At 64.4% G+C, this 25,661-nt stretch carries 30 protein-coding genes; 16 read left to right on the top strand and 14 right to left on the bottom strand.

The features are described from left to right. Window positions 1-135 precede the first annotated feature (135 nt). Complete coding sequence (locus FNJ84_RS11400) at window positions 136-1,179, bottom strand: hypothetical protein (RefSeq protein ID WP_143793251.1); 1,044 nt, start codon at window positions 1,177-1,179, stop codon at window positions 136-138. A 259-nt stretch (window positions 1,180-1,438) separates the two neighbouring features. On the opposite strand from FNJ84_RS11400, the gene FNJ84_RS11395 reads away from it, so the two are divergent. Both FNJ84_RS11395 and FNJ84_RS11390 read left to right on the top strand, forming a co-directional pair. After that, entirely contained in the window at window positions 1,439-2,170 is a 732-nt protein-coding gene (locus FNJ84_RS11395) for a DUF72 domain-containing protein (protein ID WP_143793250.1), read from the top strand. Further along, entirely contained in the window at window positions 2,167-2,973 is an 807-nt protein-coding gene (locus tag FNJ84_RS11390) for a GNAT family N-acetyltransferase (protein ID WP_143793249.1), read from the top strand. Before FNJ84_RS11395 ends, FNJ84_RS11390 begins: the two co-directional genes overlap by 4 nt. 51 nt (window positions 2,974-3,024) lie before the next feature. Here FNJ84_RS11390 and FNJ84_RS11385 read toward each other — a convergent pair whose 3' ends face one another. From FNJ84_RS11385 to FNJ84_RS11355, 7 genes are all read right to left on the bottom strand, one after another. Then, window positions 3,025-3,882 carry a transporter associated domain-containing protein gene (locus FNJ84_RS11385; protein WP_143793501.1) on the bottom strand — a complete coding sequence of 286 codons (858 nt, stop codon included), beginning with the start codon at window positions 3,880-3,882 and terminating at the stop codon, window positions 3,025-3,027. A 50-nt stretch (window positions 3,883-3,932) separates the two neighbouring features. Beyond that, window positions 3,933-4,442: an rRNA maturation RNase YbeY gene (gene ybeY, locus FNJ84_RS11380; RefSeq protein WP_143793248.1), complete on the bottom strand. Its 510-nt coding sequence runs from the start codon at window positions 4,440-4,442 to the stop codon at window positions 3,933-3,935. Further along, the gene (locus FNJ84_RS11375; RefSeq protein ID WP_143793247.1) at window positions 4,435-5,508 is read right to left on the bottom strand and encodes a PhoH family protein; all 1,074 of its coding nucleotides are present in this window, start codon (window positions 5,506-5,508) and stop codon (window positions 4,435-4,437) included. Before FNJ84_RS11375 ends, ybeY begins: the two co-directional genes overlap by 8 nt. 178 nt (window positions 5,509-5,686) lie before the next feature. Further along, entirely contained in the window at window positions 5,687-6,400 is a 714-nt protein-coding gene (locus FNJ84_RS11370) for an ABC transporter ATP-binding protein (protein ID WP_143793246.1), read from the bottom strand. After that, window positions 6,397-7,161: an ABC transporter permease gene (locus tag FNJ84_RS11365; protein ID WP_143793245.1), complete on the bottom strand. Its 765-nt coding sequence runs from the start codon at window positions 7,159-7,161 to the stop codon at window positions 6,397-6,399. The genes FNJ84_RS11370 and FNJ84_RS11365 overlap by 4 nt, the downstream gene beginning before the upstream one ends. Next, window positions 7,158-8,174, bottom strand: coding sequence for an alanine racemase (gene alr / locus FNJ84_RS11360; RefSeq protein ID WP_143793244.1), 1,017 nt, complete (start codon window positions 8,172-8,174; stop codon window positions 7,158-7,160). The genes FNJ84_RS11365 and alr overlap by 4 nt, the downstream gene beginning before the upstream one ends. A 77-nt stretch (window positions 8,175-8,251) precedes the next feature. After that, window positions 8,252-8,656, bottom strand: a complete 405-nt coding sequence (locus tag FNJ84_RS11355; RefSeq protein ID WP_143793243.1) for a hypothetical protein — start codon at window positions 8,654-8,656, stop codon at window positions 8,252-8,254. 220 nt (window positions 8,657-8,876) lie between these two features. Between FNJ84_RS11355 and FNJ84_RS11350 the strand changes: the two genes are divergently transcribed. From FNJ84_RS11350 to FNJ84_RS11325, 7 genes are all read left to right on the top strand, one after another. Continuing rightward, window positions 8,877-10,409, top strand: coding sequence for an acyl-CoA carboxylase subunit beta (locus FNJ84_RS11350; protein ID WP_143793242.1), 1,533 nt, complete (start codon window positions 8,877-8,879; stop codon window positions 10,407-10,409). Window positions 10,410-10,610: 201 nt separating this feature from the next. After that, window positions 10,611-10,754, top strand: coding sequence for a hypothetical protein (locus tag FNJ84_RS21980; RefSeq protein WP_185968498.1), 144 nt, complete (start codon window positions 10,611-10,613; stop codon window positions 10,752-10,754). Window positions 10,755-10,832: 78 nt separating this feature from the next. Further along, window positions 10,833-11,240, top strand: a complete 408-nt coding sequence (locus FNJ84_RS11345) for a hypothetical protein (protein WP_143793241.1) — start codon at window positions 10,833-10,835, stop codon at window positions 11,238-11,240. A 127-nt stretch (window positions 11,241-11,367) separates the two neighbouring features. Next, complete coding sequence (locus FNJ84_RS11340; RefSeq protein ID WP_143793240.1) at window positions 11,368-11,607, top strand: hypothetical protein; 240 nt, start codon at window positions 11,368-11,370, stop codon at window positions 11,605-11,607. A gap of 111 nt (window positions 11,608-11,718) precedes the next feature. Further along, window positions 11,719-11,943 carry a hypothetical protein gene (locus FNJ84_RS11335; RefSeq protein ID WP_143793239.1) on the top strand — a complete coding sequence of 75 codons (225 nt, stop codon included), beginning with the start codon at window positions 11,719-11,721 and terminating at the stop codon, window positions 11,941-11,943. A 108-nt stretch (window positions 11,944-12,051) separates the two neighbouring features. After that, window positions 12,052-14,100: an acetyl/propionyl/methylcrotonyl-CoA carboxylase subunit alpha gene (locus FNJ84_RS11330; protein ID WP_143793238.1), complete on the top strand. Its 2,049-nt coding sequence runs from the start codon at window positions 12,052-12,054 to the stop codon at window positions 14,098-14,100. A gap of 5 nt (window positions 14,101-14,105) precedes the next feature. Continuing rightward, complete coding sequence (locus tag FNJ84_RS11325; RefSeq protein ID WP_143793237.1) at window positions 14,106-14,744, top strand: hypothetical protein; 639 nt, start codon at window positions 14,106-14,108, stop codon at window positions 14,742-14,744. On the opposite strand, the gene FNJ84_RS11320 is transcribed toward FNJ84_RS11325, so the two are convergent. Together FNJ84_RS11320 and FNJ84_RS11315 are read right to left on the bottom strand one after the other, a co-directional pair. Beyond that, window positions 14,710-14,910 (bottom strand): hypothetical protein, encoded by a 201-nt coding sequence (locus FNJ84_RS11320; RefSeq protein WP_143793236.1) that lies wholly within the window; start codon window positions 14,908-14,910, stop codon window positions 14,710-14,712. The two genes, FNJ84_RS11325 and FNJ84_RS11320, sit on opposite strands and share 35 nt — an antisense overlap. Window positions 14,911-15,031: 121 nt before the next feature. Further along, window positions 15,032-15,550, bottom strand: coding sequence for a DUF4174 domain-containing protein (locus tag FNJ84_RS11315; RefSeq protein ID WP_143793235.1), 519 nt, complete (start codon window positions 15,548-15,550; stop codon window positions 15,032-15,034). 62 nt (window positions 15,551-15,612) lie between these two features. Between FNJ84_RS11315 and scpA the strand changes: the two genes are divergently transcribed. The 5 genes from scpA to FNJ84_RS11290 all read left to right on the top strand — a co-directional run bounded on the left by scpA (window position 15,613) and on the right by FNJ84_RS11290 (window position 20,751). Then, window positions 15,613-17,757: a methylmalonyl-CoA mutase gene (scpA, locus tag FNJ84_RS11310; RefSeq protein WP_143793234.1), complete on the top strand. Its 2,145-nt coding sequence runs from the start codon at window positions 15,613-15,615 to the stop codon at window positions 17,755-17,757. Window positions 17,758-17,932: 175 nt separating this feature from the next. Beyond that, window positions 17,933-18,478: a hypothetical protein gene (locus FNJ84_RS11305; protein WP_143793233.1), complete on the top strand. Its 546-nt coding sequence runs from the start codon at window positions 17,933-17,935 to the stop codon at window positions 18,476-18,478. Further along, a complete protein-coding gene (locus tag FNJ84_RS11300) occupies window positions 18,475-18,924 on the top strand; it encodes an isoprenylcysteine carboxylmethyltransferase family protein (protein ID WP_185968497.1) in 450 nt (149 codons plus the stop codon). The genes FNJ84_RS11305 and FNJ84_RS11300 overlap by 4 nt, the downstream gene beginning before the upstream one ends. Before the next feature lie 72 nt (window positions 18,925-18,996). Then, window positions 18,997-20,286, top strand: coding sequence for a homoserine dehydrogenase (locus FNJ84_RS11295; protein WP_143793231.1), 1,290 nt, complete (start codon window positions 18,997-18,999; stop codon window positions 20,284-20,286). A gap of 111 nt (window positions 20,287-20,397) precedes the next feature. Beyond that, on the top strand, window positions 20,398-20,751 hold the full coding sequence (locus FNJ84_RS11290; protein WP_143793230.1) for a DUF6665 family protein: 354 nt from the start codon (window positions 20,398-20,400) through the stop codon (window positions 20,749-20,751). Here the strand turns inward: FNJ84_RS11290 and FNJ84_RS11285 are convergent. After that, window positions 20,748-21,011, bottom strand: coding sequence for a YjhX family toxin (locus FNJ84_RS11285; RefSeq protein WP_143793229.1), 264 nt, complete (start codon window positions 21,009-21,011; stop codon window positions 20,748-20,750). The two genes, FNJ84_RS11290 and FNJ84_RS11285, sit on opposite strands and share 4 nt — an antisense overlap. 234 nt (window positions 21,012-21,245) lie before the next feature. Next, the gene (locus tag FNJ84_RS11280; protein ID WP_370454599.1) at window positions 21,246-21,830 is read right to left on the bottom strand and encodes a lytic transglycosylase domain-containing protein; all 585 of its coding nucleotides are present in this window, start codon (window positions 21,828-21,830) and stop codon (window positions 21,246-21,248) included. 241 nt (window positions 21,831-22,071) lie between these two features. Between FNJ84_RS11280 and ssb the strand changes: the two genes are divergently transcribed. Beyond that, window positions 22,072-22,593: a single-stranded DNA-binding protein gene (gene ssb, locus FNJ84_RS11275; RefSeq protein ID WP_143793227.1), complete on the top strand. Its 522-nt coding sequence runs from the start codon at window positions 22,072-22,074 to the stop codon at window positions 22,591-22,593. A 294-nt stretch (window positions 22,594-22,887) separates the two neighbouring features. Further along, the gene (locus tag FNJ84_RS11270) at window positions 22,888-23,940 is read left to right on the top strand and encodes a Glu/Leu/Phe/Val dehydrogenase (RefSeq protein WP_143793226.1); all 1,053 of its coding nucleotides are present in this window, start codon (window positions 22,888-22,890) and stop codon (window positions 23,938-23,940) included. A 52-nt stretch (window positions 23,941-23,992) separates the two neighbouring features. Here the strand turns inward: FNJ84_RS11270 and aroB are convergent, their stop codons facing one another. Next, a complete protein-coding gene (gene aroB, locus FNJ84_RS11265) occupies window positions 23,993-25,105 on the bottom strand; it encodes a 3-dehydroquinate synthase (protein ID WP_370454594.1) in 1,113 nt (370 codons plus the stop codon). After that, window positions 25,102-25,638: a shikimate kinase gene (locus FNJ84_RS11260; RefSeq protein ID WP_143793225.1), complete on the bottom strand. Its 537-nt coding sequence runs from the start codon at window positions 25,636-25,638 to the stop codon at window positions 25,102-25,104. Before FNJ84_RS11260 ends, aroB begins: the two co-directional genes overlap by 4 nt. Window positions 25,639-25,661: the final 23 nt, after the last annotated feature.

The following is a 25,661-nucleotide window of genomic DNA, read 5'->3' as shown; positions in this document are numbered from 1 at the left end:
GGGTTGTCCCGCGATCCAAATGTGATCGCAGGAAACCTCTGGACGCTGTAATCGTATTTCGGACCAGATCCCGCACCGCTCACCGTGACTTTGGCAAAGCGGGCCCGCGATGGTGATCAGACCCTGCCGCTTGCTTCAGTTGTAGAACGCGCTCCAAGCCCGGAAATAGCCCGCTCCGCCGCCGGTCCAGACGCGGATCTTGCGCCGCCGTTTTTTGCTGCCGACATGCTTCCAGTATTTCACATCGCCATAGCCCAATGTCTGCATCCATGCCGCGGGTGGCAGCGGATATTTGATCGCGGTCCATTTCCACTTCCAATAGGTCCACGACCAATATCGGAATTGATGTTCGGCATAGGCTCCCGTTGGCGCACAGCAGGCAATTCGTGAATGCGAGACATAGCGCTTCTTGTTCCCGCTGCTGCGCGTCAAGTCGGCCCAGGCACCATTGTCGCAATACGCGATTTCCTTGTTTTCGCAGTAACTATCTGCAAAGGGAACCAGCCCGCCCACAAAGCAGGTATGCACATTTCCCGGCTCAACCGCTGTTTGGGGCGGCGCCGGCGTTTCCGTCAGCTGCCGGCCGAAATCGTCCAGCATGTCGACCAGTTCCCGCCCGGCCAGCAGGCGCTCGACCTCGGGATCGTCACTGCGATCATCGAATTCGCTCAACATCAGCGGCACCGGAACCGACTTGTCGGTCAGTTGCAGAAACCGAACCAGCGGAGAGGGCGTGGCCTCATCCGCTACCTCGGGCGAATTGGGCGTGCCGGATTGAAATTGGGTGATTTCGGAATAACCGACTTCGCCCAGTTCCGGTATCGCCTCGAACGACACGACACGGTTTTCGTCCAGTCGAAACTCACCCAAAGAGTAACGTCGCAGGTCCGGAAGATAACCCAGCTTTTCATATGCGCAGCGCGATTCCTCATCCAGCATTGCCAGTCTCGCTGCAGAGGATGCATCAATCGGGCTCCATGTATAGTTGGATTGGTCGGCGCAGCAAAACGCGGGAATTTCCGGCGGTGGATCGCGCAAAGGCGCAACGGCAAGATCAGCCGGTCGACATTCTGCATCAATACCCGCGACGCCCTCTTGCTGGCCGTCGCCACCCTGTTTCTCTTTGTTTCCAACCATTTCTAATTCTCCAAATTCAAAGGAATCGGCGCCAAGACGCATCGTGCATCTTTCCCGAAAATCTGGATCAAGAAAAAGAAATACAAATTCGCGTCAAAAGCGCCATGTGAATATTAATATCATTATTTATTTATAAAATCAATTAATGGCACTTGAATAAAGTTGATCTGACCTGTCATTCGGAAGCAGAAGACATGCCTCCGACCCAGCCAGCATAAGGTGCGTACGCGCACGCACCGCTCCCCATTGCACCCCCAGCCCCACCCGCCTACCCTCCCCCAAACCCACAGGAGGACCCCTCATGATCCGCATCGGCATCGGCGGCTGGAACTTCCCCGAATGGCGCGGCGGCGCCTTTTACCCCGAGGGCCTGCCGCAGAAACGCGAACTCGAATACGCCTCCCGCGCGCTCTCCAGCATCGAAATAAACGCCACCTATTACGGCAGCCAGAAGCCCGAGAGCTTCCAGAAATGGCATGACGAAACCCCCGAGGATTTCGCCTTCGCCGTCAAGGCCAGCCGCTTCGCCACCAACCGCCGCATCCTTGCCGAGGCCGGCGACAGCGTGAGCCGTTTCCTCAATTCCGGCATCACCCGCCTCGGCCCCAAGCTCGGGCCGATCAACTGGCAATTCGCCGAAACCAAGCAATTCGACCCGACCGATTTCGCCGCCTTCCTCGCCCTTCTGCCCGACGAACAGGACGGCCAGCCCCTGCGCCACGCGATCGAGGCCCGCCACGACAGTTTCGCTGATCCCGCCGCCGCCAGCCTCTGCCGCGACCGCAATATCGCGCTGATCCGCAGCGGCGACAGCAAATTCCCCGATATCGACGCTGAAACCGCCGATTTCGCCTATCTCCGGATCATGGGCACGCAGGATATCGTCGGCGGATACGCCCCCGCCGATCTGGACCGATGGGCGACCGAGGCCCGCCGAATGGCCGATGGCCGCGACCTCTATCTCTATGTTATCTCTGGCACCAAGCACCGGAATCCGGCCGCCGCCATGGCCCTGATCGAAAGACTGAGATGAGCTGCACCTGCGAACACCATCATGCCACCACCTGCGACAGCAGCGGCACCCCGATCACGCTTCAGCCCCCGATGGTGGCGCTGACCGGCCGCTTGATCTGCGCCGATGCGGCGCAGATGCTGACGGCCCTGTCGCTCTTGCCAGAACATACCCGCCTCAGCCGGGCCGAGCCGGGCAACCTGCGCTTTGATCCGACCCAAGACGAGAACCCGCTGATCTGGCATTTGTCAGAGCTTTTCACCGACGCCGAGGCTTTCGCCGCCCACCACACCCGCACCAAGGACAGCGAATGGGGCCGGTCATCGACCGCGATCACCCGCGACTTCCAGCGCATTGATGCCCATCCCCTGATCCGTCAGGAAATCCCCAGCGACGGCGACGCCATCGGCGCCCTGAACCGCAGGGCCTTCGGCGGCGATGACGAGGCGAAACTGGTCGATGCCCTGCGCCGCGACGGCGACCTGAACCTGTCACTGGTCGCGCATCACGATGGCACGATCCTTGGCCACATCGCCCTGTCCCCGCTCCTGGCGCCCTTCCCGGCCCTGGCGCTCGCCCCGGTCGCCGTCCACCCGGCGATGCAAAAGCGCGGCCTTGGCAAGGCGCTGATCCGCGCGGCCATCGAGGCCCGCCCCGATCACGCTATCATCCTGCTCGGCGACCCGGCCTATTACAGCCGCATGGGCTTTCAGCCGGTCGACCTGCAATCGCCCTATGCTGGCCCCTTTCTGCAAGGCACAGGCCCCGGCATCCAGCCCGGCGCGCAGATCACCCACGCCCCGGCATTTGCTGCCCTGGGCTAGCCGCCTTCTTCTTCACGAAAATATCCCCGCCGGAGGCACCCGGCGGCGCCATCACTCCGCCGGCACCTCGGGCGCGCGCAACCGCACCCGCTTGATCCGGCGCGGATCGGCATCGACCACCTCGAACTCGGCCCCGGACGGATGGCCGATCACCTCGCCGCGCAGCGGAATGCGGCCGGTCATCATGAAGATCAGCCCGCCAAGCGTGTCGATTTCCTCGTCCTGATCCTCGCTGCCAAGGCGCAGCCCGGTCTCGGCCTCGACCTCGGCCAGGGGCGCGCGGGCCTGGATCAGCCACTGACCCGGCTTTTCGGCCTGCCACAACCCGCCCTCGTCCTCGTCATGCTCGTCCTCGATCTCGCCAATGACCTGTTCGATCAGATCCTCGATCGTGACCAGCCCGTCCACCCCGCCATATTCGTCGATGACCAGCGCCATATGCATCCGCTTCTGCTGCATCTGCTGCAACAGCACCCCGATGGGCATGGATGGCGGCACGTAAAGCAAGGGTCGCAGCATCGGCCGCAAGGTAAAGCGCCCGCCCTTGCCAAACCCGTGTTTCAACGCCAGATCCTTCAGATGGATCAGCCCAAGCGGGCTGTCCAGCGTGCCGCGAAAGACCGGAATGCGGGAAAAACCGTGTTCGCGGAACATGTCGACCAGATCATCCAGCGACACATTGATCGGCGCGGCCACGATCTCGACCTTGGGGATGGCGACGTCATCGACGCGCATGCGCCGCAGATTGACCATGCCCGGCGCCGGATGAGCAGCGGGGCGGCTGTCGTCCTCGTCGTCCTTCAGGGCGGCGGAATCATCCTCGCTGCCGAAGATTTCGCCGAAGAAACGGCCCAGAAAACCGCGCTGGCTAGGCAGATCACGCCCATCCCCCCCTACGCCATCGGCCATTCCGGCCGGTTCATCGCCAAGGGGGGGGCTGCTAGGTCGGGGTTCGGAACTCATTTCACTTTCTCTACATAGGGGTCGGGTATGGCCAGGCCCGACAGGATCGAACGCTCGGCCGCTTCCATGGTTTCGGCATCGGCATCGTTTTCGTGATCATAGCCCGCCAGATGCAGGATCGCATGGACCAGCAGATGCGTCACATGGTCGGCAAAAGGCTTGCCCTGCGCCTCGGCCTCGGCCGTGCATGTCTCGAATGCGATGGCGATATCGCCCAGTTCATCCGTATCGGGCAATTGCGGGCGCGCACCTGGCGCATGGGGCAGGTGCTCGACCGCTGGCCAGCTTAGCACATTGGTGGCGCGGGGCTTGCCGCGAAAATCGGCGTTCAGCCCGGCGATCCGGGCGTCATCGCAGCCCATGACCACGATCTCGGCCGGGGCCATGCCAAGCCAGTTCAGCGTCGCAGCCGCCGCCCGGTCGGCCAGATCCTCAAGCCCGGCGGTTTCCCATCGCTCGTCCTCGATGACGGTGTCGGCGGATGCCGGCGCGGCTGGCTCAGGCATCGGTCCGCCCCCGGCGCGGGATATAGCCGCCGCGCGTGTCAACGGGTTCGCCACGGGCCAGTGCCGCCTCGGCCTCGGCGTCATAGGCCATGATGATGCGCGCCACCAGCGGGTGCCGCACGACATCATTGGCGGTGAAATAGCTGAAGCTGATCCCCTTGATATCCTTCAGGATATTTTCCGCATCGTTCAGACCAGACTGGACCCCGCGCGGCAGGTCGATCTGGGTGCGGTCGCCGGTGATCACCATGCGGCTGCCTTCGCCAAGACGGGTCAGGAACATCTTCATCTGCATACTGGTCGCGTTCTGCGCCTCGTCCAGCACGACAAAGGCGCTGGACAGGGTGCGCCCGCGCATGAAGGCCAGCGGCGCGATCTCGATGCGCTTTTCTTCCATCAGCTTCTGCAATTGCTTGCCGGGAAGGAAATCGTTCAGCGCGTCATAAAGCGGCTGCATATAGGGATCGACCTTTTCCTTCATGTCGCCGGGCAGAAAGCCCAGACGCTCGCCCGCCTCGACGGCCGGGCGCGACAGGATGATGCGGTCGACCTGGCCGCTGATCAGCATGGTGACGCCCACGGCCACCGCCAGATAGGTCTTGCCGGTGCCGGCCGGGCCGATGCCGAAGGCCAGTTCATTTTCGAACAGCGCCCGGACATAGGCTTTTTGCGCGTCGGTCCGGGGTTCAACCGACTTCTTGCGAGTGCGCAGTTCGTAATTGCCGGCGGCGAACATCTCCAGCTGCTCGGTCGGGGTCGTCTCGGGTCCGGTGTCGGCCCCCATGCGCAAGGCGGCCTCGACCTCGGCCATCTCGACGCTGCGGCCCTGCTCCAGCCGGGCATACAGCGCGCGCAAGACCTGTGCGGCCTCGGCCTGTGCCTCGGCCGGGCCGACGACGGCCAGAAGATTGCCACGGCGCAGGATATGGACGCCCAACGCCTCTTCGATCCGGGCAAGGTGGCGGTCATTCGCACCGCACAGGTCGATCAACAGGCGATTGTCGGGAAATTCCAGCAAGGTTTCGCTGGCGGCGGGTGCGACGGGGGGCGTGGGGTTCAGACCCAAAAGCGACTCCTGAAACGGGCTATGGGATCATGGTGACAATCCCGGCGCGATTTCGCAAGGGATCGCCGTGGATTTGAACCGAGATTGTGGCCCCCAGGACAGCACCCTGCGGGATTTTGCCGGGGCTGCCGGGCAAAGCGGCGGCAATGGACCGTCAGCCAGCCGTCCCGCACCCCGATCACGGCTGTTCGGTCAGGCCCAGAAACCCGCGCAGCGGTTCGGCCTCGGCCATGGCCGCGACGGGGCCATCCCAGGCAATGCGGCCATCCTGCAACAGCGCGACCCGGTCGCCGATGGCGCGAACGGACCCCATGTCATGCGTGATGGTGATGGCGGTCGCGCCGGTTTCGGTCACGATGCCCCGGATCAGCTGGTTGATGCGGCGGGCGCGGATCGGGTCCAGCCCGGTCGTCGGCTCGTCAAAGAAGATCACCGCCGGATCATCTGCGATGGCGCGGGCAAGACCGGCTCGCTTGGCCATGCCGCCCGACAGCTCGGCCGGCATCAGATCGGCGGTCTCGGGACCAAGACCGACGCGGGCCAGCTTGTCGATCGCGATGGCGCGGGCCTCGGCATCGGGCAGACGCTGGCGCAGGCGGAAAGCCACGTTCTGCCAGACCGACAGGCTGTCGAACAGCGCGGCGCTTTGGAACAGCATGCCAAAGCGGGCCATGAACGCGCGCCGGCGGGTGGGGGTCAGCGGCTGGTCCTGCCACAGCACCTGCCCGGCATCGGTGCCCACCAGACCAAGGATGCATTTCAGCAGCACCGACTTGCCGGTTCCCGACTGGCCGATGACGCAGAGGCTTTCGCCCTGCCCCACCCTCAGGCTGACGCCGTCCAGCACCCGCTTGGCACCAAAGCTTTTCTGCAAGCCGCGCGTCTCGATCATTGGAAGAACGCCCCGGTCAGAAGGAAATTCGCCGCCAGAATGCCGACCGCCGCCGCGACGACGGCGGATTTCGTGGCGCGCCCCACGCCCTCGGCCCCGCGCCCCGAGCGCATGCCAAACCAGCATCCGCTGACCGCGACGATCAGCCCGAAAGCGGCGCCCTTGATCAGGCCGGACAGCACGTCCCAGCTTTCCAGATAGGCCCAGCTGTTCGACAGATAGGCGGCCGAGGTAAAGCCCAGAGATTGCGTGCCGACCAGCCAGCCGCCCATGATACCGATGACATCGCCCACCCCGACCAGCAGCGGCACCGTCAGCAGCCCCGCCCACAGCCGCGGCGTCACCAGCCAGCGCATCGGATCGGTGGACAGCGTCACCAGCGCGTCGATCTGTTCGGTCACCTTCATCGTGCCGATCTCGGCCGCGATGGAACTGGCCACGCGCGCAGCGACCATCAGCCCGCCCAGCACCGGCCCAAGCTCGCGCACCATGCCGATGGCCACGATGGCCGGCACCACATCGCCGGCCTGAAACCGCGCCCCGCCCGAGTGGATCTGCAAGGCCAGCGCCGCGCCTGTGAACAGCGCCGTCAGCCCCACCACGGGCAGCGACAGCCAGCCGATCTGCAACAGCTGCGTCACGAAGGCGCGCAGATAAAAGGACCGCAGCCCGAACAAGCCCTGCGCCGTGAACAGCGTCACCGCCCCAATGCCCCGCGTCAGCCGCAGGGCCGCGCGCCCGGTCAGCCTGACTGGGTTCACAGATAGGTCCGTTCGTAGCGCCGGCCAAGCGAGGTCAGGATCTCATATCCGATGGTGCCGGCGCGGGCAGCCAGGTCGTCGATCTTCTGCGCCGGGCAGATGATGTCCAGCGCCGCAGGCACCTCGGCCAGGGCGGTCACATCGACGGTGATCAGGTCCATCGACACCCGGCCCACGATCGGGCAGGCCGTGCCTGCCGCATAGAGGCTGGCCCCGCGACCTGACATCGCCCGATGCAGCCCGTCGGCATAGCCCGCCGCGACCGTGGCGATGCGGCGCGGCGATTCCGCCACCCAGGCGGCGCCATAACCCACAAATTCGCCAGGCAGCACATCGCGGGTCTGGATCACAGGCAGCGACAGGCGCAACACCGGCTGCGCGTCGGCAAAGGGCAGCCCGCCATACAGGCCCACCCCCGGCCGGGTCAGGTCGAAATGATAATCCGGCCCCAGCAGGATGCCCCCCGTCGCCGCCAGCGAACGCGGCACGCCGCAGCCATCCGTCATCTGGTGGAAGGCGGTCAGCTGGGCGGCATTCGCCGGATGATCGGGTTCATCCGCGCAGGCCAGATGCGACATGATCAGCACCGGCCCCGCCGCCAGCGCCTCGTCGCGGATGGCGGCCCATTGGGCGGGCTCCATCCCCAGGCGGTTCATGCCGGTATCCAGCTGAATCGCAAAGGGGCGGCCGGGGCGGATCGCCCGGTCGCGGAAAAACTGCTGCGGGCTGTTCAGCACCGGCACCAGACCGGCCAGATCGGCGCCGTCCATATGGCCCGACAGCACGAAAACCTGCGCATCATCGGCCAGATGCGGGCGGATCGCCTGCCCCTCAGCTGCCAACGCGACAAAGAAATCGCGCGCGCCGGCGTCGTATAACGCGGGCGCAACCCGTTCGGCACCAAGGCCATAGGCATTGGCCTTGACCACCGCAGCCGCACGCGCCGCGCCCGAGCGATCCGCAAGCGCCCGCCAATTGGCCTGAATGGCCCCAAGATCAATCTGCAATCCCATGGCTATCGCTTTGCTGAATGATTGGCCCGCCGTCAAGACGCCGCCGATCCTTTGCCCGACCGGCGCCGATGGATCAGTCAGCCGAACATTTCGACATCCTCCAGTTCGCCGCTTAACGTGAATCTGACGAAAAAGCCGTGCCCGGCAAAAAGGCCATCATCATCAAAGGCCAGTGAGAAATGGCTGTGCAGCGATTGTGCATCGGGATAGCCGATACCTTCGAACACGAAACGGGCGGCAAATTCCCGCGCGGTCAGCAATGGCTCATAGTCGTATCGCCAGGCCTCTGCCCAGATCGCATATTTACGCTCGGCCAGTGCATCCCGCGCGGTTGCGACCAGCGCATCCAACTGCTGCAACACAGGCACAAGTCGCGGGACATCCTGTGTGTCAGGCGTCCCGGCCCATTTGTTATGCGAGATGGCCACGTCCTCGCGCCCCTCGCGCCGCCACAGCCAGGCCGAGTTTTCATTCACCAGCATTTCCCCAAAGCCCCTTCAGGAAACCCCGCCCCCACGATCTGCGGCAAGCTTCTGGAACCAGGCTATCGTGGCCGTCGACCGTCACGCAAGTCGGGATCATATTTGCAATTATGCAGTTTGCAGATTCTCTTCGCGATGGGATTTGCAAATATTCCGTATTTCGCTTTTCACGCGCGGCTTATGACCGTATTTTCCCGCAACTTCACCGGGAGGTTCAGCCATGAAAGACATCCTGTCAGAGCTTGAGCGCCGCCGCGATCAGGCCCGGCTTGGCGGCGGACAGCGCCGCATCGACGCCCAGCATGCCCGAGGCAAGCTGACGGCACGCGAACGTGTCGACCTGCTGCTTGACGAAGGCAGCTTTGAAGAATTCGACATGTTCGTCGCCCATCGCAGCACCGATTTCGGGATGCAGGACGACCGGCCCTATGGCGACGGGGTCGTCACCGGATGGGGCACGATCAACGGCCGGATGGTCTATGTCTTTTCGCAGGATTTCACCGTGTTTGGCGGCAGCCTGTCGGAAACCCATGCCCAGAAGATCTGCAAGATCATGGACATGGCGATGCAGAATGGCGCGCCCGTCATCGGCATCAACGATTCCGGCGGCGCGCGGATTCAGGAAGGCGTGGCCAGCCTGGCGGGCTATGCCGAGGTGTTCCAGCGCAACATCATGGCATCCGGCGTGGTGCCGCAGATTTCGCTGATCATGGGGCCTTGCGCGGGCGGCGCGGTCTACAGCCCGGCCATGACCGACTTCATCTTCATGGTGAAGGATACCAGCTATATGTTCGTGACCGGCCCGGATGTGGTCAAGACGGTGACGAACGAGGTGGTCACCGCCGAGCAGCTTGGCGGCGCCTCGACCCATACCAAGAAAAGCTCGGTTGCGGATGGGGCGTTCGAAAACGATGTCGAGGCGCTGTCGGAAATCCGCCGGCTGTTCGACTTCCTGCCGCTGAACAATCGCGAAAAGGCCCCGACCCGGCCCTTCTTTGACGATGTGGCGCGGGTTGAACACAGCCTGGACACGCTGATCCCCGACAATCCGAACACGCCCTATGACATGAAGGAACTGATCGCAAAGGTCGCCGACGAGGGCGATTTCTACGAGATCCAGAAGGATTATGCCGCCAATATCATCACCGGCTTCATCCGCATCGAGGGCCAGACCGTTGGGGTCGTCGCCAACCAGCCGATGGTGCTGGCGGGCTGCCTTGACATTGACAGCAGCCGCAAGGCCGCGCGGTTCGTGCGTTTCTGCGATGCCTTTGAAATCCCGATCCTGACGCTGGTGGATGTGCCGGGCTTCCTGCCGGGCACGGGGCAGGAATACGGCGGCGTCATCAAGCATGGCGCGAAACTGCTGTTCGCCTATGGCGAAGCGACGGTGCCGAAGGTCACGGTGATCACCCGCAAGGCCTATGGCGGGGCCTATGACGTTATGGCCTCGAAGCATCTGCGCGGCGATTTCAACTATGCCTGGCCCACGGCGGAAATCGCGGTGATGGGCGCCAAGGGCGCGGTCGAGATCCTGTATCGCAGCGAATTGGGCGATGCTGAAAAGATCGCAGCCCGGACCAAGGATTACGAGGACCGCTTTGCCAATCCTTTCGTCGCCGCCGAAAAGGGCTTTATCGACGAGGTGATCCAGCCGCATTCCACCCGCCGGCGGGTGGCGCGGGCCTTTGCCAGCCTTCGCGGCAAGAAGCTGGCAAACCCCTGGAAGAAGCACGACAACATTCCACTGTAAGGGGGCTATCATGCTGCTTTTGCACGACTTCGTGATTGATGCAGCGCCGCCACAGGGGGCCGCGCATCTGCCAGACCGCCCCTTGCACCGCTGTAACGGCGGATCGGGCGCGGCTATCATGGGGCGTCCGGTGCATGAAGACACCGGTTCAAACCCGAGCAGCCGGGCCGAAATCGGTCCGCTTTACAGGAGCTTGCAGATATGTCGAAAAAGATCGCCTTCGCGCTGGTGCTGGTTGGTGTCGTGGCCGCATGTGCCCAGCAGCAGCCCGATGTCATGGTTACCGATCCGGTCGTTCCGGTCACCCAGGAACCCGTCTACCAGGGCAAATACGGCGCCAACTAAGGTCGCCACGCGCGGGGGGCTGACCGGTCGCCCGCGCATCCTTCCGCCCCGCCCCGCCCGCCTGGCCGGGGGTGCGCCATGCTGAAACATCGCGGCTTTCCGGGTCGCCTGCCGGGCACCGATTTCCAGTTCACCATTCGCCGCGCCGTCAACAAGAAGGGCGCAACGCCGCTGGTCCGGCGCGAACGCTTTCGCGACCGCAGGGCCCCGGATCGCCGCGCGGACGAGGGTTTTCTGGCCGCGCTGATCGAACATTTCGGCGCCGAAGAGTTTCAACGCGGAAACCTGGATGCGGGTCGCCTGTCCTGGCTGATCGGGCGCGAGGTTGTTGCAGTCGGGCAACTGGACCCGACCGATTACGACCAGCTTCTGCGGGTCGATATGGCTGTGGCCGAGGCCTCTTTTCCGCAATTGTTCAAGCAGGGTGCGGATCAGGACGACTGGCAGGATGACGACTGGGATAACGATGACGAGAGCGATCGCTGATGCGCAAATTGCTGCCTATCCTCGATTCGTCACATGCTTGTCAGTTTGACGCCGCCTCTGCCCGTGCAATATTCAGCCAATATCTACAACCGACCCACAACCGGGTCTCAATTACAGGCAGAGACATATGCAGATTTCAACCTTCTTCCGCCTTTCGGGCGCCGTTCTTGTCGCGGCCACGCTGTCGGCTTGCGCCCAGGGCTACCAGACCGGCCTGTCGCCTGACGCGCAGCGCGCTGCCGGTGGCGCCGTTGCCGGTGCCGTCATCGCCAAGGCCCTGGACGAAGACATCGCTTCGGGCGCCGCACTGGGCGCTGCTGCCGGTGCGCTATGCGACGACGCACGCGTCTGCGCCTCGGGCTACTGATCCACAGAAGCGTGATCGCGGGCAGGCGGAACCGCTCGCCAGCCCGCGTGTTGCGATCCGGTCAAGGCGCGGCGTCCGCCCGTCTTTCGTGATAACTGAAGGATTTCTTCCATGCGTAAATCCGCGACATTTGCGGTCATTGCCGCTCTTGGTTTCGCCGTCGCCGGCTGCACCCAGGGCATCAACCCGACCGATACCGACCGCGCCATCATCGGTGCCGCAGTCGGCGCGACCGCTGCCCATGTCGGCGGCCGTGAGGAAAGCGATTACTACAAGGCCGCAGCCATCGGCGCTGCCGGCGGCGCGCTGTGCGACGACGTTCGCCTGTGCCAGTAACGCAAGCCTGATCCTGCGCGGCCAGCCGGCCATCGCAGCATCCATCTTTGACGCCGTTCCCGCATCTGGCGGGGGCGGCGTTTTTCTTTTCCACCCGCAGGGACAGCCATGTTCAAGAAAATCCTGATCGCCAACCGGGGCGAGATCGCCTGCCGCGTCATCAAGACCGCCCGCAAGATGGGCATCAAGACCGTGGCTGTCTATTCCGATGCCGACCGCAACGCGCTGCATGTGAAGATGGCAGACGAGGCCGTCCATATCGGCCCCTCGCCCGCCAACCAGTCCTATATCGTGATCGACAAGATCATGGAGGCGATCCGCCAGACCGGCGCCGAGGCTGTGCATCCCGGTTACGGCTTCCTGTCGGAAAACATGAAATTCGCCGAGGCGCTGGAGGCCGCAGGCGTCGCCTTCATCGGCCCGCCCTCGCCCGCGATCGAGGCGATGGGTGACAAGATCACCAGTAAGAAGATCGCGCAGGAAGCCGGGGTTTCGACCGTTCCCGGCTATATGGGCCTGATCGCCGATGCCGATGAGGCGGTGAAGATTTCCAATGAAATCGGCTATCCGGTGATGATCAAGGCCAGCGCCGGTGGCGGCGGCAAGGGCATGCGCATCGCCTGGAACGACCAAGAGGCGCGCGAAGGCTTTGAATCCTCGAAGAACGAGGCGGCGAACAGCTTTGGCGACGACCGCATCTTTATCGAGAAATTCGTGACGCAGCCGCGCCATATTGAAATTCAGGTGCTGGCCGACAAGCACGGCAATGCCGTCTATCTGCACGAACGCGAATGCTCGATCCAGCGTCGCAACCAGAAGGTCATCGAAGAGGCGCCCTCGCCCTTCCTGGATGAGGCGACGCGCAAGGCCATGGGCGAACAGGCCGTCGCCTTGGCCAAGGCCGTGGGCTATTCCAGCGCCGGCACGGTGGAATTCATCGTCGACGGGCAGCGGAATTTCTATTTCCTCGAAATGAACACCCGATTGCAGGTGGAACATCCGGTGACCGAACTGATCACCGGCGTCGATCTGGTGGAACAGATGATCCGCGTCGCCGATGGCGAGCGCCTGCCCTTCAAGCAATCCGATCTGAAGATCAACGGTTGGGCGATGGAAAGCCGCCTTTACGCCGAGGATCCCTATCGCAACTTCCTGCCCTCGATTGGCCGGTTGACCCGTTACCGCCCGCCTGCCGAGGTTGCCGCCGGGCCGCTGCTGACGGCCGGCAACTGGGTCAATGACAACGAAGGCGGCGACAGCGCCGTCGCCGTGCGCAACGATACCGGCGTCTATGAGGGCGGCGAGATCAGCATGTTCTATGACCCGATGATTGCGAAACTCTGCACCTGGGCGCCGACGCGCGCCGAGGCCATCGAGGCGATGCGCGTGGCACTGGACGGGTTCGAGGTCGAGGGAATCGGCCATAACCTGCCCTTCCTGTCAGCGGTGATGGATCACCCGCGTTTTGTCTCGGGCGACATCACCACGGCCTTCATCGCCGAGGAATACCCGGACGGATTTACCGGCGTGGAACCGGGCGATGAGGATATCCGCCGCATCGCGGCCGCCGCCGCTGCCATGCATCGCGTGGCCGAGATCCGCCGCACCCGCATCACCGGCACGCTTGGCAATCACGAACGCCGCGTGGGCAAGCATTGGGTGGTGTTTATCGGCGACCACGACCTGCCCGTCTCTATCGAGGCCGACCGCGACGGCTCGACCGTCACCATCGACGGCCATGCCTACCGCGTCGAAAGCGACTGGCGGCCGGGGCAATCGCTGGCGCGGCTGATGGTTGATGGCACGCCACTGGTGCTGAAGGTCGACCGCATCCCCGCCGGTTACCGGCTGCGCACGCGCGGCGCCGACCTCAAGGTCTATATCCGCCGCCCCCATGCCGCCGAAATGGCGCGGCTGATGCCGGTGAAAGAGGCGCCCGACACCTCGAAATTCCTGCTTTGTCCGATGCCGGGCCTGATCGTGAAGATCAACGTTGCCGCAGGCGACGAGGTGCAGGAGGGGCAGGCGCTGGCCACGGTCGAGGCGATGAAGATGGAAAACATCCTGCGCGCCGAAAGAAAGGGCGTTGTCAAGTCGGTCAGCGCCGAGCCGGGCCAAAGCCTGAAGGTCGATGATGTGATCATGGAGTTTGAATAGGTCCGATGGACTGGCAGCTTCTGCTTCTGAACGACCGGGTCATCGCGTCCCTTGTCACCGCGCTTGTCGGCGGTGGCGTGGTCGCGGCCGGGTGGTTCTGGACACATGCGCTGTCACGCCGCCGCGACAAGCTGTTGCGCGTCGAACGCATCAACGACATCCAGCGCGCCCTGCTGGCCGAGATCCGCGCCCATGTCGTCGCGCTGGAAGGCCAGCGCGATGCCGGCGGCTTGCAGACGTTGTCGCAGATCACAGACGATGATTACCTGCCGATCCTTCCCCATGACGCCAATGACCGCATCTTCCGCGCCATCGTGGAAGAGGTTCACATGCTGCCCGAATGGGCCATCGACCCCGTCGTGCGATATTATCGGCTGCTGGCTGTTCGCGCCGCACTGGCGCAGGACATCCGCAGCAATGCCAAGGATTACCCCCGCCGCGCGGCCGATATGTTCCGCGACTATCTGACGCTGAACGAGGAAACGCTGGAAACGGGCCTTGATGCGATGGAGGTGTTGACCGCCAGCCTGAAAGGCGGTGCCTCAGAGGTCGCGGCCATGCTGACGCGACGCCGGCGGGAGGTCGAGGGCGATCTGGTGGCGGATACGCCTAATAGGCGATCTTCGGACCCGAGAGACCTGTGATGGGCGTCAGACCGATGGCACTGGTGATATCATTGGCCCGGCGCCGGCGCACGGGTTTCAGCGGCTGGCGCGCGGCATCGGACATTTCGCGCGTCTCACGCGCGTCGCGCCCTGCACGGGCACGGGCATCCTGGGTGGCAAGCTTGTCATTGCTTGGATTTGCCATGGCCCGATCCTCTGTCACAACGGCGATCATGCCGCCCGTTACCCACAATATAAGCCGCGTCGCGCAATTCCACAACATTTCGCATCAGACACGACTGATCAACGCAACGCCTGCGCGCGGTCTAGGGCAGCACCCCTGCCCGGCCGATTTCCTGCCGGCGCAGCGGAAACTTGTCGATGGCCCGGTTGATTTCCCGCGCGCTCCACGGGATCGGCTTGCGCAGCTTGACCTGCCCGTCCTTGTCCAGCAGCACCAGCGAGAAACCACGCGGATGCAGGGTGCTGCGCCAGCTGCTGGGATTGGCCGGGTCGGTATCGGTGATCACCACCACGTCGCGCTGGATCAGTCCCGCCGGTTCGCGGGTCAGGGCATTCATCTGCTCGGTAAAGGCCGGATCCTGCGGGCTGTCAGCGAACACCACGACCGGCCGCTGCTGCCACATGAACTGCGCCGGATCGGCATCGCCGCCCGCCAGCACGACCAGTTGCGGCGGTTCAGGGGTGGCAGGCTCGGCCACGACCTCGGCTGGCGCGGGCTCGGGCACGGACTCGGGCACGGGCGCGACCTCGGGCGGCGCAGCGGTTTTCCCCGGCCCCATAGCGGCCAGAAGCATCACGAACAGAACGGGTTTCAGATACATCGGCACCTCTTTCCCCTTTGGAATATAGGGCAGACGCGCCGCGACGAAAGGACGGAACGCACATGACCGACACATCAAAGCCTACATTGGCCGACTGGCAGAAGCTGGCTGAAAAGGAATTGCGCGGCAAATCGCCCGACAGCCTGAACTGGGACACGCTGGAAGGCATCACCGTCAAGCCGTTGTATACGGCCGAAGATACCGACGAGCTGGACCATATGAACAGCCTGCCAGGGCTGGCGCCTTTCACCCGAGGCCCTCGCGCAACGATGTATGCCGGCCGCCCCTGGACCATCCGCCAATATGCGGGCTTTTCCACCGCCGAAGAATCCAACGCCTTCTATCGCCGCAACCTTGCTGCCGGGCAGCAGGGCGTTTCGGTGGCCTTCGATCTGGCCACCCATCGCGGCTATGACAGCGACCACCCGCGTGTCGAGGGCGATGTGGGCAAGGCGGGCGTGGCGATCGACAGCGTCGAGGACATGAAGATCCTGTTCGATGGCATCCCGCTGGACAAGGTCAGCGTCAGCATGACCATGAACGGCGCAGTCATCCCGATTCTGGCGAATTTCATCGTCGCGGGCGAGGAACAGGGGCATGATCGCTCGGTCCTGTCGGGCACCATCCAGAACGACATTCTGAAAGAGTTCATGGTGCGGAACACCTATGTCTATCCGCCCGAACCCTCGATGCGGATCATCGCGGATATCATTGAATATACCAGCAATGAGATGCCCAGGTTCAACTCGATCTCGATTTCCGGCTATCACATGCAGGAAGCGGGCGCGAACCTGGTGCAGGAACTGGCCTATACGCTGGCCGACGGGCGCGAATATGTGCGCGCGGCCATCGCGGCGGGCATGGATGTGGATGCCTTTGCCGGGCGGCTTTCGTTCTTCTTCGCCATCGGCATGAATTTCTTCATGGAAATCGCCAAGCTGCGCGCCGCCCGCCTGCTGTGGCACCGGATCATGTCGGAATTTGGCGCGAAAAAGCAAAGCTCGCTGATGCTGCGCACCCATTGCCAGACCTCGGGCGTCAGCTTGCAGGAACAGGACCCCTATAACAACGTCGTCCGCACGGCCTATGAGGCGATGTCGGCAGCCCTTGGCGGCACGCAATCGCTGCACACCAATGCGCTGGACGAGGCCATCGCCCTGCCCACCGATTTCTCGGCCCGGATAGCACGGAACACCCAGCTGATCCTGCAAGAGGAAACCGGCATCACCCATGTCGTCGATCCGCTGGCCGGCAGCTATTACATCGAAAGCCTGACCGCCGAACTGGCCGAAAAGGCCTGGGCCCTGATCGAAGAAGTCGAGGAACTGGGCGGCATGACCAAGGCCGTGGCCTCTGGCATGCCCAAGCTCAGGATCGAGGAAACCGCCGCCCGCCGTCAGGCCATGATCGACCGGGGCACCGAGGTCATCGTCGGCGTCAACAAATACCGCAAGGACCGCGAGGACCCGCTGGATATCCTCGATATCGACAATATGAAGGTCCGCGATTCCCAGATCGCCCGGCTGCAATCCATCCGCGCCAGCCGTGACGAGGCCGCCACCCAGGCGGCGCTGGACGAAGTCACCCGCCGCGCCAAGGACGGCGGCAACCTGCTGGAAGCGGCCGTCGAGGCCGCCCGCGCCCGCGCATCAGTCGGAGAAATCAGCATGGCTATGGAAAAAGTGTTCGGCCGCCACCGCGCCGAGGTCAAGATGCTGGCCGGGGTCTATGGCGCTGCCTACGAGGGCGACGAGGGCTTTGCCGCCATCCAGCGCGATGTCGACAAATTCGCCGAGGAGGAAGGCCGCCGCCCGCGCATGCTGGTGGTGAAGATGGGCCAGGACGGCCATGACCGGGGCGCCAAGGTCATCGCCACCGCATTCGCCGATATCGGGTTCGACGTCGATGTCGGCCCCCTGTTCCAGACCCCGGAAGAAGCCGCGCAGGACGCGGTGGACAATGACGTCCATGTGATCGGCATCAGCAGCCAGGCGGCCGGCCACAAGACCCTTGCGCCCAAGCTGATCGAGGCGCTGAAGGCACAGGGCGCGGGTCAGGTTCTGGTCATCTGCGGCGGCGTCATTCCCCAGCAGGATTACGACTTCCTGAAACAGGCAGGCGTCAAGGCGATCTTCGGCCCCGGCACCAACATCCCCGCCGCCGCCGCCGATATCCTGCGCCTGATTCGCGAAACCCGCGCCGCCTGATCCTGCGTCCCGCGATGGCTGGGGGTTTCACACCCCCAGACCCCCGTGGGATATTTCGGCACGAATGATGGCCTGAGACCTGATTTCACCCGTGCCGAAAATATCCTCGGGGGTGAATTGGCCGAATGGCCAAGAGGGGGCAGACAGCCCCCTTTTTCCCCGCTAGAACCGGACCATGACGATACCACGCGCACCCGACCGCCTGTCCGATGACATGGCCACCGCCATCGGCCATGCCGTATCGGGTTTCGGCTTTCTGGAAGAGGCGCTGAAACGCGCGATCTTTTCGCTGACCCGCAAGGGGCTGGGTCAGGATGTGTCGGAAAAGGCAATGCGGAAATGGCTGCGCCGGATGGAGGATATCGCCGATGACACGCTTGGCACGCTGATCGACAGCTTTGTTGCTGCGATGAAGCAGGCCGAAGTTGCCGACCGGCATATTCTAGCGGATGAGCTGTATCGTATCCGGCCACTGCGCAATCTGCTGTGCCACGCCTCGTGGCGCAAGGGACGCGAACCGGGGTATTGGCACCCGACCTTTATCAACACCAAAGGCGAGCATTACCCTGACGACATGAGCCCCGACGATGTATTGACGATCCATGCCGACACGCTCGGGACTGCGCGCAGGGTGGTCAGCGTCATGCGGGCCACGGGGATCGACGGCGAATGGGCCGGGTGGGACGATGCCAACCTGGACAATACCGAGGCACCAAGGTGAAGAACTGGCCGCTTACACCCGATTACCCGCAATCCTGGGCCTTGGGATTCGCGCTGGCGATCTGGATCACCGGCAGGGTGCTGCCCTTGGGCACGGCCTGGCTGGCGAGCGTCGGCTGGCTGATCGCTCTGGCCGCATTGGTCATCATGATCTGGGCGATGGTCCATTTCCACCGGTCCAAGACCTCGCCCAACCCGTTCGGCCAGCCATCGGCGCTGATTACCGATGGCCCTTTTCGCTGGTCCCGCAACCCGATCTATCTGGCCGATGCTGCGCTGCTGACGGGTCTTTGCCTGGCGTTTCGCGCCCTGCCGGCGCTGGTTCTGATCCCGGTCTTCGTGGCCATCATCAATCGCCGCTTCATCGCCCCCGAGGAAGCCCGGCTGGCAACCGCCTTTCCCGCAGGGTTTGCAGCCTATGCAAACCGGGTGCGGCGCTGGCTGTGACCTGGCCAAAGCGCGTTGCAACGCCGGCCCTGTCGCGCTAACACCCCTGCGTTACGCAACAAGAGGGACATCATGTCAGCGCCCCTTCGCCTTGGCATTGCCGGGCTCGGCACGGTCGGGACCGGCGTGGTCAAGATCGTGCAGAAACATGTCGATCTGCTGGCCGCACGCTCGGGCCGGCCCATTGCCATTACCGCGGTTTCGGCCCGTGACCGGATGAAGAACCGCGACGCGGATCTGTCGGGCTATGCCTGGGAAACCGACGCGATGGCGCTGGCCACGCGCGGGGACGTGGATGTCTATGTCGAGTTGATCGGCGGCGAAAGCGGCATCGCCCGCGACAGCATCGAGGCCGCACTGCGCGCCGGCAAGGACGTGGTCACCGCCAACAAGGCGCTGCTGGCCGTGCATGGGCAGGAACTGGCGGCGCTGGCCGAAAGCCTGGGCCGGGTTATCCGCTTTGAAGCCGCGGTGGCGGGCGGCATCCCGGTCATCAAGACGATGACGGAATCGCTGGCCGGCAATGGCATCAACCGCGTCATGGGCGTGATGAACGGCACCTGCAACTATATCCTGACGCGGATGGAAAGCGCCGGTCTGCCCTATGAAACCGTGTTCGAGGAAGCCCGCCAACTGGGCTATCTGGAGGCCGACCCGACCCTTGATGTGGGCGGTATCGACGCCAGCCACAAGCTTGCCATCCTGTCCTCGATCGCCTTCGGCACCAAGGTCGATTTCAACGGCGTCGAGATCGAGGGGATCGAGCGCGTCAGCATCGACGATATCCGCCGCGCGGCTGACATGGGCTACAAGATCAAGCTTCTGGGGGTGGCGCAGATGACGGCGCGTGGGCTGGAACAGCGCATGTCGCCCTGCCTCGTGCCGGCCGACAGCCCCTTGGGGCAATTGCAGGGCGGCACCAATATGGTCGTGGTCGAGGGCGACAGCGTCGGCCAGATCGTGCTGCGTGGCGCGGGGGCCGGCGAAGGCCCGACCGCCAGCGCCGTCATGTCCGACATCGTCGAGGTCGCCCGCGGCGTGCGCCTGCCGGTCTTTGGCCAGCCGGCGAGCACGCTGCGCGATGCCCAGCCCGCCCGCACTGCCGTTCCCGCCGCCTATTACATGCGGATGGAATTGCAGGACAAACCCGGCGCGCTGGCCAAGGTGGCGGCGGTTCTGGGCGACAGCGGCATCTCGATCGACCGGATGCGCCAATATGGCCATGCCGATGATGACCGCGTCCCGGTGCTGATCGTCACCCACAAGACCACCCCTGATGCCATCGACCATGCGATCGAGGCCCTGCCCCGCACCGGCGTTCTGACCGGCGAACCGGTCGAGCTGCGCATCGAAGAGGTCTAGGCTGGCAGGCTTCGGTCTGCCTCCGCCCTTCTCGGGCCACGCCGGCGGGTGCCGCTTGCCGTGGTGGGCTGGCGGGATATGATCGGGGCCACGCCCAAAGGATCGCCCGCAATGTCGACAATCCTGCCACGCATAGAATGGGCCACTGCCATGGCCCGTCACCGCGATAACCTGCTGGAAGACGAGTTTCAGGCCGAACGAGCCTCGGCCCTGGGTCACGGCGCGCGCCGGATGGAAGCCGCCTTGCAGAGCCTGGACCAGGCTGATCCGGCCGCCCGGCCGCTGGCGCTGGCAGAGGCCCGCCGCCGCGCGTGGGAGTTCATGGTCCAGCGCGAAGCCGCCGGGCTGCGCGACTGGCCTGCCGTCATCCGCCTGTATCGGATCCCGAACGAGGTGCTGCGCGGGATGGGAGCGATGCGCCCGGATCAGCCCGATCACAAGGCGCATCGCGATAGCACAGACTAGCGGTTATCGGCCTGGGCCCTGACCGCCAGCCGGCCCTTGCGCGTGATGCGATATGGCTCGCCGTTCAGCGATCCGATCAGCCTGCGCGAGCGCAACTGGCCGAACAGGTCCAGATCGCAATCGGCCAGCAAGGCGCCATCGCGGGTCATGCACAGGATGCCGGTAATCCTGCGGCTGCGGTCATCTTCACGCAGATGCCGGATACAGCCACCCTGCGCCAGCACGTGCAGCACGCGCTGTTCCCGTTTCGAGATATTCATCTGTCGGTCTTTCGTCTGAATGCAACGCGACCGGCGGCGCGGTTATAGTCGCGGCCGGGGTCGGGATTGCCCTGTCAGGTCACAGGGCCGGTGATTCAGACAAGCTCAGACACAAAGCCTCGGGGTTGGTCCGGCGCGGGCTGCGCCGAAGATGGCGGATGATGTCGCATGAAAAAAGGCGCCGGTCAATCGACGGCGCCTTTACGGTCGGATCATGACCGGCGAACGAAGGGATCAGCCGCCGGCGATGATGCGCACATAATTGCGGGTCTCGCGATAGGGGGGGATGCCGCGATATTTGGCCACCGCACCGGGGCCGGCATTATAAGCCGCCAGCGCCAGCCGCCAGTCGCCAAACTGATTATACATCATCCGCAGATAGCGCGCCCCGCCTTCCAGGTTCTGCACCGGATCACGCGGGTTGACTCCCAGCTTGGCTGCGGTTCCCGGCATCAGCTGCGCCAGCCCCATCGCGCCCTTGTGCGACCGGGCAGACGGGTTCCAGCCCGATTCCTGCTGAACCAGCCTCAGGAACAGGTTTTCAGGAATGCCGTATTTGCGCGCCGCCGCCTGCGCATGGGGCAGATAGGTGGTCCGTTTGCCGCGATAGGCGGGGATATTCGGCGACAGTTCGATCGTGACGACCGACTTGTTGTTCGCACCGGGCTGCAACCGCGCCGATTGCTGATACTGCCCGGCCAGCCGGGAATCCATCAGCCGGGTCTGGCGCGCGAATTGTTCTGCCCGCGATTTCGACGACGATCCGCTAAGCCGCAATCCCTCGGCCTGCGCGGGCCCTGCGACCGGCACGGCGACCATTGCGCCAAGCGCGACCACTGCCGCCGCATGCGCGAGTTTCTGGATTTTCATATGTCCACCGCCCTCAGCTTTTTCGGAAACTATACATGAAGCCCCCGGTTCGGGCCAGCCAGTCCAAAATCACCCCGCCGCCGGCCCCCACCATCGGCAAGAACCCGCCTATCTTTCTTCCTTGCCCGGCACTGCCGGCACGGGTTAGACCTGCGCGACATTCAAGGAATACGAGGCGAACGAGGCAAACATGGCAGGTAGCGTCAACAAGGTCATTCTGATCGGCAATCTGGGCCGTGACCCCGAAATCCGCACCTTCCAGAACGGCGGCAAGGTGGCCAATCTGCGCATTGCGACCTCGGAACAGTGGAAGGACCGCAACACCGGCGAGCGGCGCGAAAAGACCGAATGGCATTCGGTCGCGGTCATGTCCGAAGGGCTGGTCAACGTGGTCGAGCGGTTCCTGAAAAAGGGCAGCAAGGTCTATGTCGAGGGCCAGTTGGAAACCCGCAAATGGCAGGACCAGTCGGGTCAGGAACGCTATACGACCGAGGTTGTGTTGCGCGGCTTCAACGGCACCTTGCAGATGCTGGACGGTCGCGGCGAAGGCGGCGGTGGCATGGGTGGCGGTGGCGGTGGCGGCAGCCGCGGCGGCGGCAGCTATGGCGACCAGGGCGGCTATGGCGACGGCCCCTCGGGCGGTGGCAGCGGTGGCAGCAGCAGCAGTGGCGGCGGCGGCCGGTCGGATTACGACGACGAAATTCCGTTCTAAGGCGCTTATCGCAGCCCCTCAGACCGGCGCCGTGCCCCGGCCGGGGCGCGGCGTCTTTCATTTTGGTGGCCACGGCTGCGCGAATCACATCCGCCTGGTAACGGCCCGGCCACCAGCTGCGGCACGACCGGGTTGCCGAAAATTGCGCGCAACAATCTTTCGCGGCCCGGAAAATATCCGCCCGGACCCGCCAGCTTTCCAAAGGATGCTAGGCTTGCAATATTCGGGAAACGCCGCATTTCTGCCAGCTGAACCGCGCCTGCCCCACAGGCGCCGCGCAGGGAGGCGCGTGCCATGACCTTGAAACTGACCGAATTGCAGCAGCCCGGATATGAACGTCTGGTTCTGGCCGAGGATGCCGATGCAAGGCTGCGGGCGCTGATCTGCATCCATTCGACCGCGCTTGGCCCGGCGGCGGGCGGGTGCCGGATGTGGGCCTATGGCAGCGATGCCGAGGCGATCCGCGACGTCACCCGGCTGGCGCGCGGCATGACCTACAAGAACGCCATGGCCGATCTGGGTCTGGGTGGCGGCAAATCGGTGATCATCGGCGACGCCCGCCGCGACAAGACGCCCGCAATGATGCGCGCCTTTGGCCGTGCCGTGCAGGCGCTGGAGGGGCGCTATTACACTGCCGAGGATGTCGGCATCTCGCCCGAGGACATGGCCTATGCCGCCGAGGAAACGCGCTTTGCCGTGGGTCTGGCGGGCGGCGATCACGGCTCGGGCGATCCCTCTCCCTGGACGGCCGAGGGTGTATTCCGCTGCCTGAAGGTCGGTGCGGCACATGTCTGGGGCAGCGACGATCTGACCGGCAGGCGGGTTCTGGTGCAGGGTCTGGGCCATGTCGGCCTGTCACTGGCCGAAAAGCTGCATGATGCCGGGGCCAGCCTGATCGTCACCGACATCAATCAGGCCGCGCTGGAGGATGCCCGCACCCGCCTTGGCGCCCAGGTCATCGCGCCCGATCAGGTTTTCGCGCAGCAGATGGACATCTTCGCCCCCTGCGCGCTTGGTGCCGTGCTGAACGCCGAAACCGTGCCGCAACTGACAGCACGGCTGGTCTGCGGCGCGGCCAATAACCAGCTGGCCACGCCGGATATGGCACAAGCCTTGCAGGCGCGCGGCATCGCCTATCTGCCCGATTACGTCGTCAATGCCGGCGGCATCATCAGCGTCGCCAGCGAGATTCACCGCCGCGGCGAGGCCTATCGCCGTGGGCGGCTGGACGGTATCGCCGGCCGCGTGGCCGAGATGCTGCGCCGCGCCGATGCCGAAGGCCAAACCACCACCGGGATCGCCGATGCCATGGTCGAACGGATGCTGTCCGAGGCCAAGGCAGCCTGAAAACCGAATACGATCCTGGCACAATCGTGCCGGGGTCGTCACGCTGGCAGGATCAGCGTGCCTCGGCCAGAACCCGTCGCAGCATGTCGACCTGAACGTCGTCACTGACAAAGGCCTCGCCAATGCCGCGAGCCAGGATGAAGCGCAGCTTGCCGTCGACGACCTTCTTGTCCTGCCCCATCAGCGCGATCAACGCATCATCATCGGGCAGATCGCCGGGAATGTCGGACAGGCGCGCTGGCATGCCCATGGCGCGCAGATGCGCCAGGACGCGGCTTGGCGCCTCTTGGCTGCAAAGGCCCATGCGCGCGGACAGGTCAAAGGCCAGCGCGCAGCCGATGGCGACGCCCTCGCCATGCAGCAGCCGGTCGGAATAGCCGGTCGCGGCCTCAAGCGCATGGCCGAAGGTATGGCCAAGGTTCAGCAATGCACGCTCGCCCTGTTCGGTTTCGTCCCGGCTGACGATCCCGGCCTTCATCGCCACCGAATGCGCGACGGCCTGTTGCCGCAGCGCGGGGTCGGCGGCCAGGTCCGGGCCGTGCCGTTCAAGCCATTCAAAGAAACCGGCGTCACCCAGCAGCCCATATTTGGCCACCTCGCCATAGCCGGCGCGGAAATCGCGCGGCGTCAGCGTATCCAGCACGTCGATATCGGCCAGAACCAGCGAGGGCTGATGAAACGCGCCGATCAGGTTCTTGCCCTGCGCGCTGTTGATGCCGGTCTTGCCGCCCACGCTGCTGTCGACCTGCGCCAGCAACGTCGTGGGGATCTGCACGAAACGCACGCCGCGGCGCAGGATGGCCGCTGCGAAACCCGCCAGATCGCCGATCACGCCACCGCCAAGCGCCACCACGACATCGCGCCGCTCGACCCTCTGTTCCAGCAGCCATTCCACCGCCTGCGTCAGATGCGGCCAGCCCTTCGTCGCCTCGCCCGCCGGCAAAGCCAGTGCGGCGCTGTCGATGCCGCTGGCCTGCAAGGCCTTTTGCAGCGGCGCCAGATGCAGCCCCGCCACAGTCTCATCGGTCAGGATCGCCACGCGCGGGCGGTGCAGGACCGGGGCGATCAGCAAGCCCGCCTGCCCGATCAACCCCTGCCCGATCAGCACGTCATAGGCACGCTCGCCCAATGGAACATGCACGGTGGTCATGCGCGGATCGGTCATCTTGCCCCCAGCAGTTCGGGATGTTTTTCGCGGATCGCCTGGGTCAGCCGCGATGCCGTCTGCTCGACCGAATCGCCACCGCGCACGGGAAAGACCAGTTCGGCCGTGGAATAGTGCGGGCGGCGGCTGTCCAGCATGGTGGTCAGCGTGCCCTTGGGATCGGCGGTCTTCAACAGCGGCCGGGTCGAGCGCATCCGCACCCGGTTCCACAGCGTTTCCAGATCGACATCCAGCCAGACCGACAGGCCATTCTGCCGGATCAGGTCGCGATTCTCGGCCCGCAGCCAGGCGCCCCCCCCCGTCGAGATCACCGAAGGCGCGGCTGCCAGAAGCCGGCGCAACACCTCGGATTCGCGGGCGCGAAAGAAGTCCTCGCCATCGCGGGCGAATATCTCGGCGATGGTCATGGCGGCGGCGGATTCGATTTCGCTGTCCGAATCAATGAAACGCGCACCAAGACGGCGGGCAAGTTCCCCGCCAACGGCCGTCTTGCCCGCGCCCATCATGCCGATCAGAACGATATGCCGGTCCATCCCCGCCCCTTCATCGCATCTCC

Source organism: Paracoccus sp. M683 (assembly GCF_007096355.1).
GTDB lineage: Bacteria > Pseudomonadota > Alphaproteobacteria > Rhodobacterales > Rhodobacteraceae > Paracoccus.
The sequence above is the reverse complement of the archived record's forward strand: the minus strand, read 5'-3'. Positions and strand labels throughout refer to the sequence as shown.

Coding starts and splice junctions, on each gene's coding strand:
- FNJ84_RS11340 (WP_143793240.1), top strand. CDS start 11,368: ATGCAGATTTCAACCTTCTTCCGCCTTTCGGGCGCCGTTCTTGTCGCG.
- FNJ84_RS11280 (WP_370454599.1), bottom strand. CDS start 21,830: ATGGTCGCCGTGCCGGTCGCAGGGCCCGCGCAGGCCGAGGGATTGCGG.
- FNJ84_RS11315 (WP_143793235.1), bottom strand. CDS start 15,550: ATGTATCTGAAACCCGTTCTGTTCGTGATGCTTCTGGCCGCTATGGGG.
- aroB (WP_370454594.1), bottom strand. CDS start 25,105: ATGACCGATCCGCGCATGACCACCGTGCATGTTCCATTGGGCGAGCGT.
- FNJ84_RS11285 (WP_143793229.1), bottom strand. CDS start 21,011: ATGAATATCTCGAAACGGGAACAGCGCGTGCTGCACGTGCTGGCGCAG.
- FNJ84_RS11330 (WP_143793238.1), top strand. CDS start 12,052: ATGTTCAAGAAAATCCTGATCGCCAACCGGGGCGAGATCGCCTGCCGC.
- FNJ84_RS11270 (WP_143793226.1), top strand. CDS start 22,888: ATGACCTTGAAACTGACCGAATTGCAGCAGCCCGGATATGAACGTCTG.
- FNJ84_RS11355 (WP_143793243.1), bottom strand. CDS start 8,656: ATGCTGGTGAATGAAAACTCGGCCTGGCTGTGGCGGCGCGAGGGGCGC.
- ssb (WP_143793227.1), top strand. CDS start 22,072: ATGGCAGGTAGCGTCAACAAGGTCATTCTGATCGGCAATCTGGGCCGT.
- FNJ84_RS11395 (WP_143793250.1), top strand. CDS start 1,439: ATGATCCGCATCGGCATCGGCGGCTGGAACTTCCCCGAATGGCGCGGC.
- FNJ84_RS11390 (WP_143793249.1), top strand. CDS start 2,167: ATGAGCTGCACCTGCGAACACCATCATGCCACCACCTGCGACAGCAGC.
- FNJ84_RS11320 (WP_143793236.1), bottom strand. CDS start 14,910: ATGGCAAATCCAAGCAATGACAAGCTTGCCACCCAGGATGCCCGTGCC.
- FNJ84_RS11335 (WP_143793239.1), top strand. CDS start 11,719: ATGCGTAAATCCGCGACATTTGCGGTCATTGCCGCTCTTGGTTTCGCC.
- FNJ84_RS11400 (WP_143793251.1), bottom strand. CDS start 1,179: ATGCGTCTTGGCGCCGATTCCTTTGAATTTGGAGAATTAGAAATGGTT.
- scpA (WP_143793234.1), top strand. CDS start 15,613: ATGACCGACACATCAAAGCCTACATTGGCCGACTGGCAGAAGCTGGCT.
- FNJ84_RS11325 (WP_143793237.1), top strand. CDS start 14,106: ATGGACTGGCAGCTTCTGCTTCTGAACGACCGGGTCATCGCGTCCCTT.
- FNJ84_RS11385 (WP_143793501.1), bottom strand. CDS start 3,882: ATGGCCGATGGCGTAGGGGGGGATGGGCGTGATCTGCCTAGCCAGCGC.
- FNJ84_RS21980 (WP_185968498.1), top strand. CDS start 10,611: ATGTCGAAAAAGATCGCCTTCGCGCTGGTGCTGGTTGGTGTCGTGGCC.
- alr (WP_143793244.1), bottom strand. CDS start 8,174: ATGGGATTGCAGATTGATCTTGGGGCCATTCAGGCCAATTGGCGGGCG.
- FNJ84_RS11345 (WP_143793241.1), top strand. CDS start 10,833: ATGCTGAAACATCGCGGCTTTCCGGGTCGCCTGCCGGGCACCGATTTC.
- FNJ84_RS11290 (WP_143793230.1), top strand. CDS start 20,398: ATGTCGACAATCCTGCCACGCATAGAATGGGCCACTGCCATGGCCCGT.
- FNJ84_RS11295 (WP_143793231.1), top strand. CDS start 18,997: ATGTCAGCGCCCCTTCGCCTTGGCATTGCCGGGCTCGGCACGGTCGGG.
- ybeY (WP_143793248.1), bottom strand. CDS start 4,442: ATGCCTGAGCCAGCCGCGCCGGCATCCGCCGACACCGTCATCGAGGAC.
- FNJ84_RS11370 (WP_143793246.1), bottom strand. CDS start 6,400: ATGATCGAGACGCGCGGCTTGCAGAAAAGCTTTGGTGCCAAGCGGGTG.
- FNJ84_RS11350 (WP_143793242.1), top strand. CDS start 8,877: ATGAAAGACATCCTGTCAGAGCTTGAGCGCCGCCGCGATCAGGCCCGG.
- FNJ84_RS11260 (WP_143793225.1), bottom strand. CDS start 25,638: ATGGACCGGCATATCGTTCTGATCGGCATGATGGGCGCGGGCAAGACG.
- FNJ84_RS11305 (WP_143793233.1), top strand. CDS start 17,933: ATGACGATACCACGCGCACCCGACCGCCTGTCCGATGACATGGCCACC.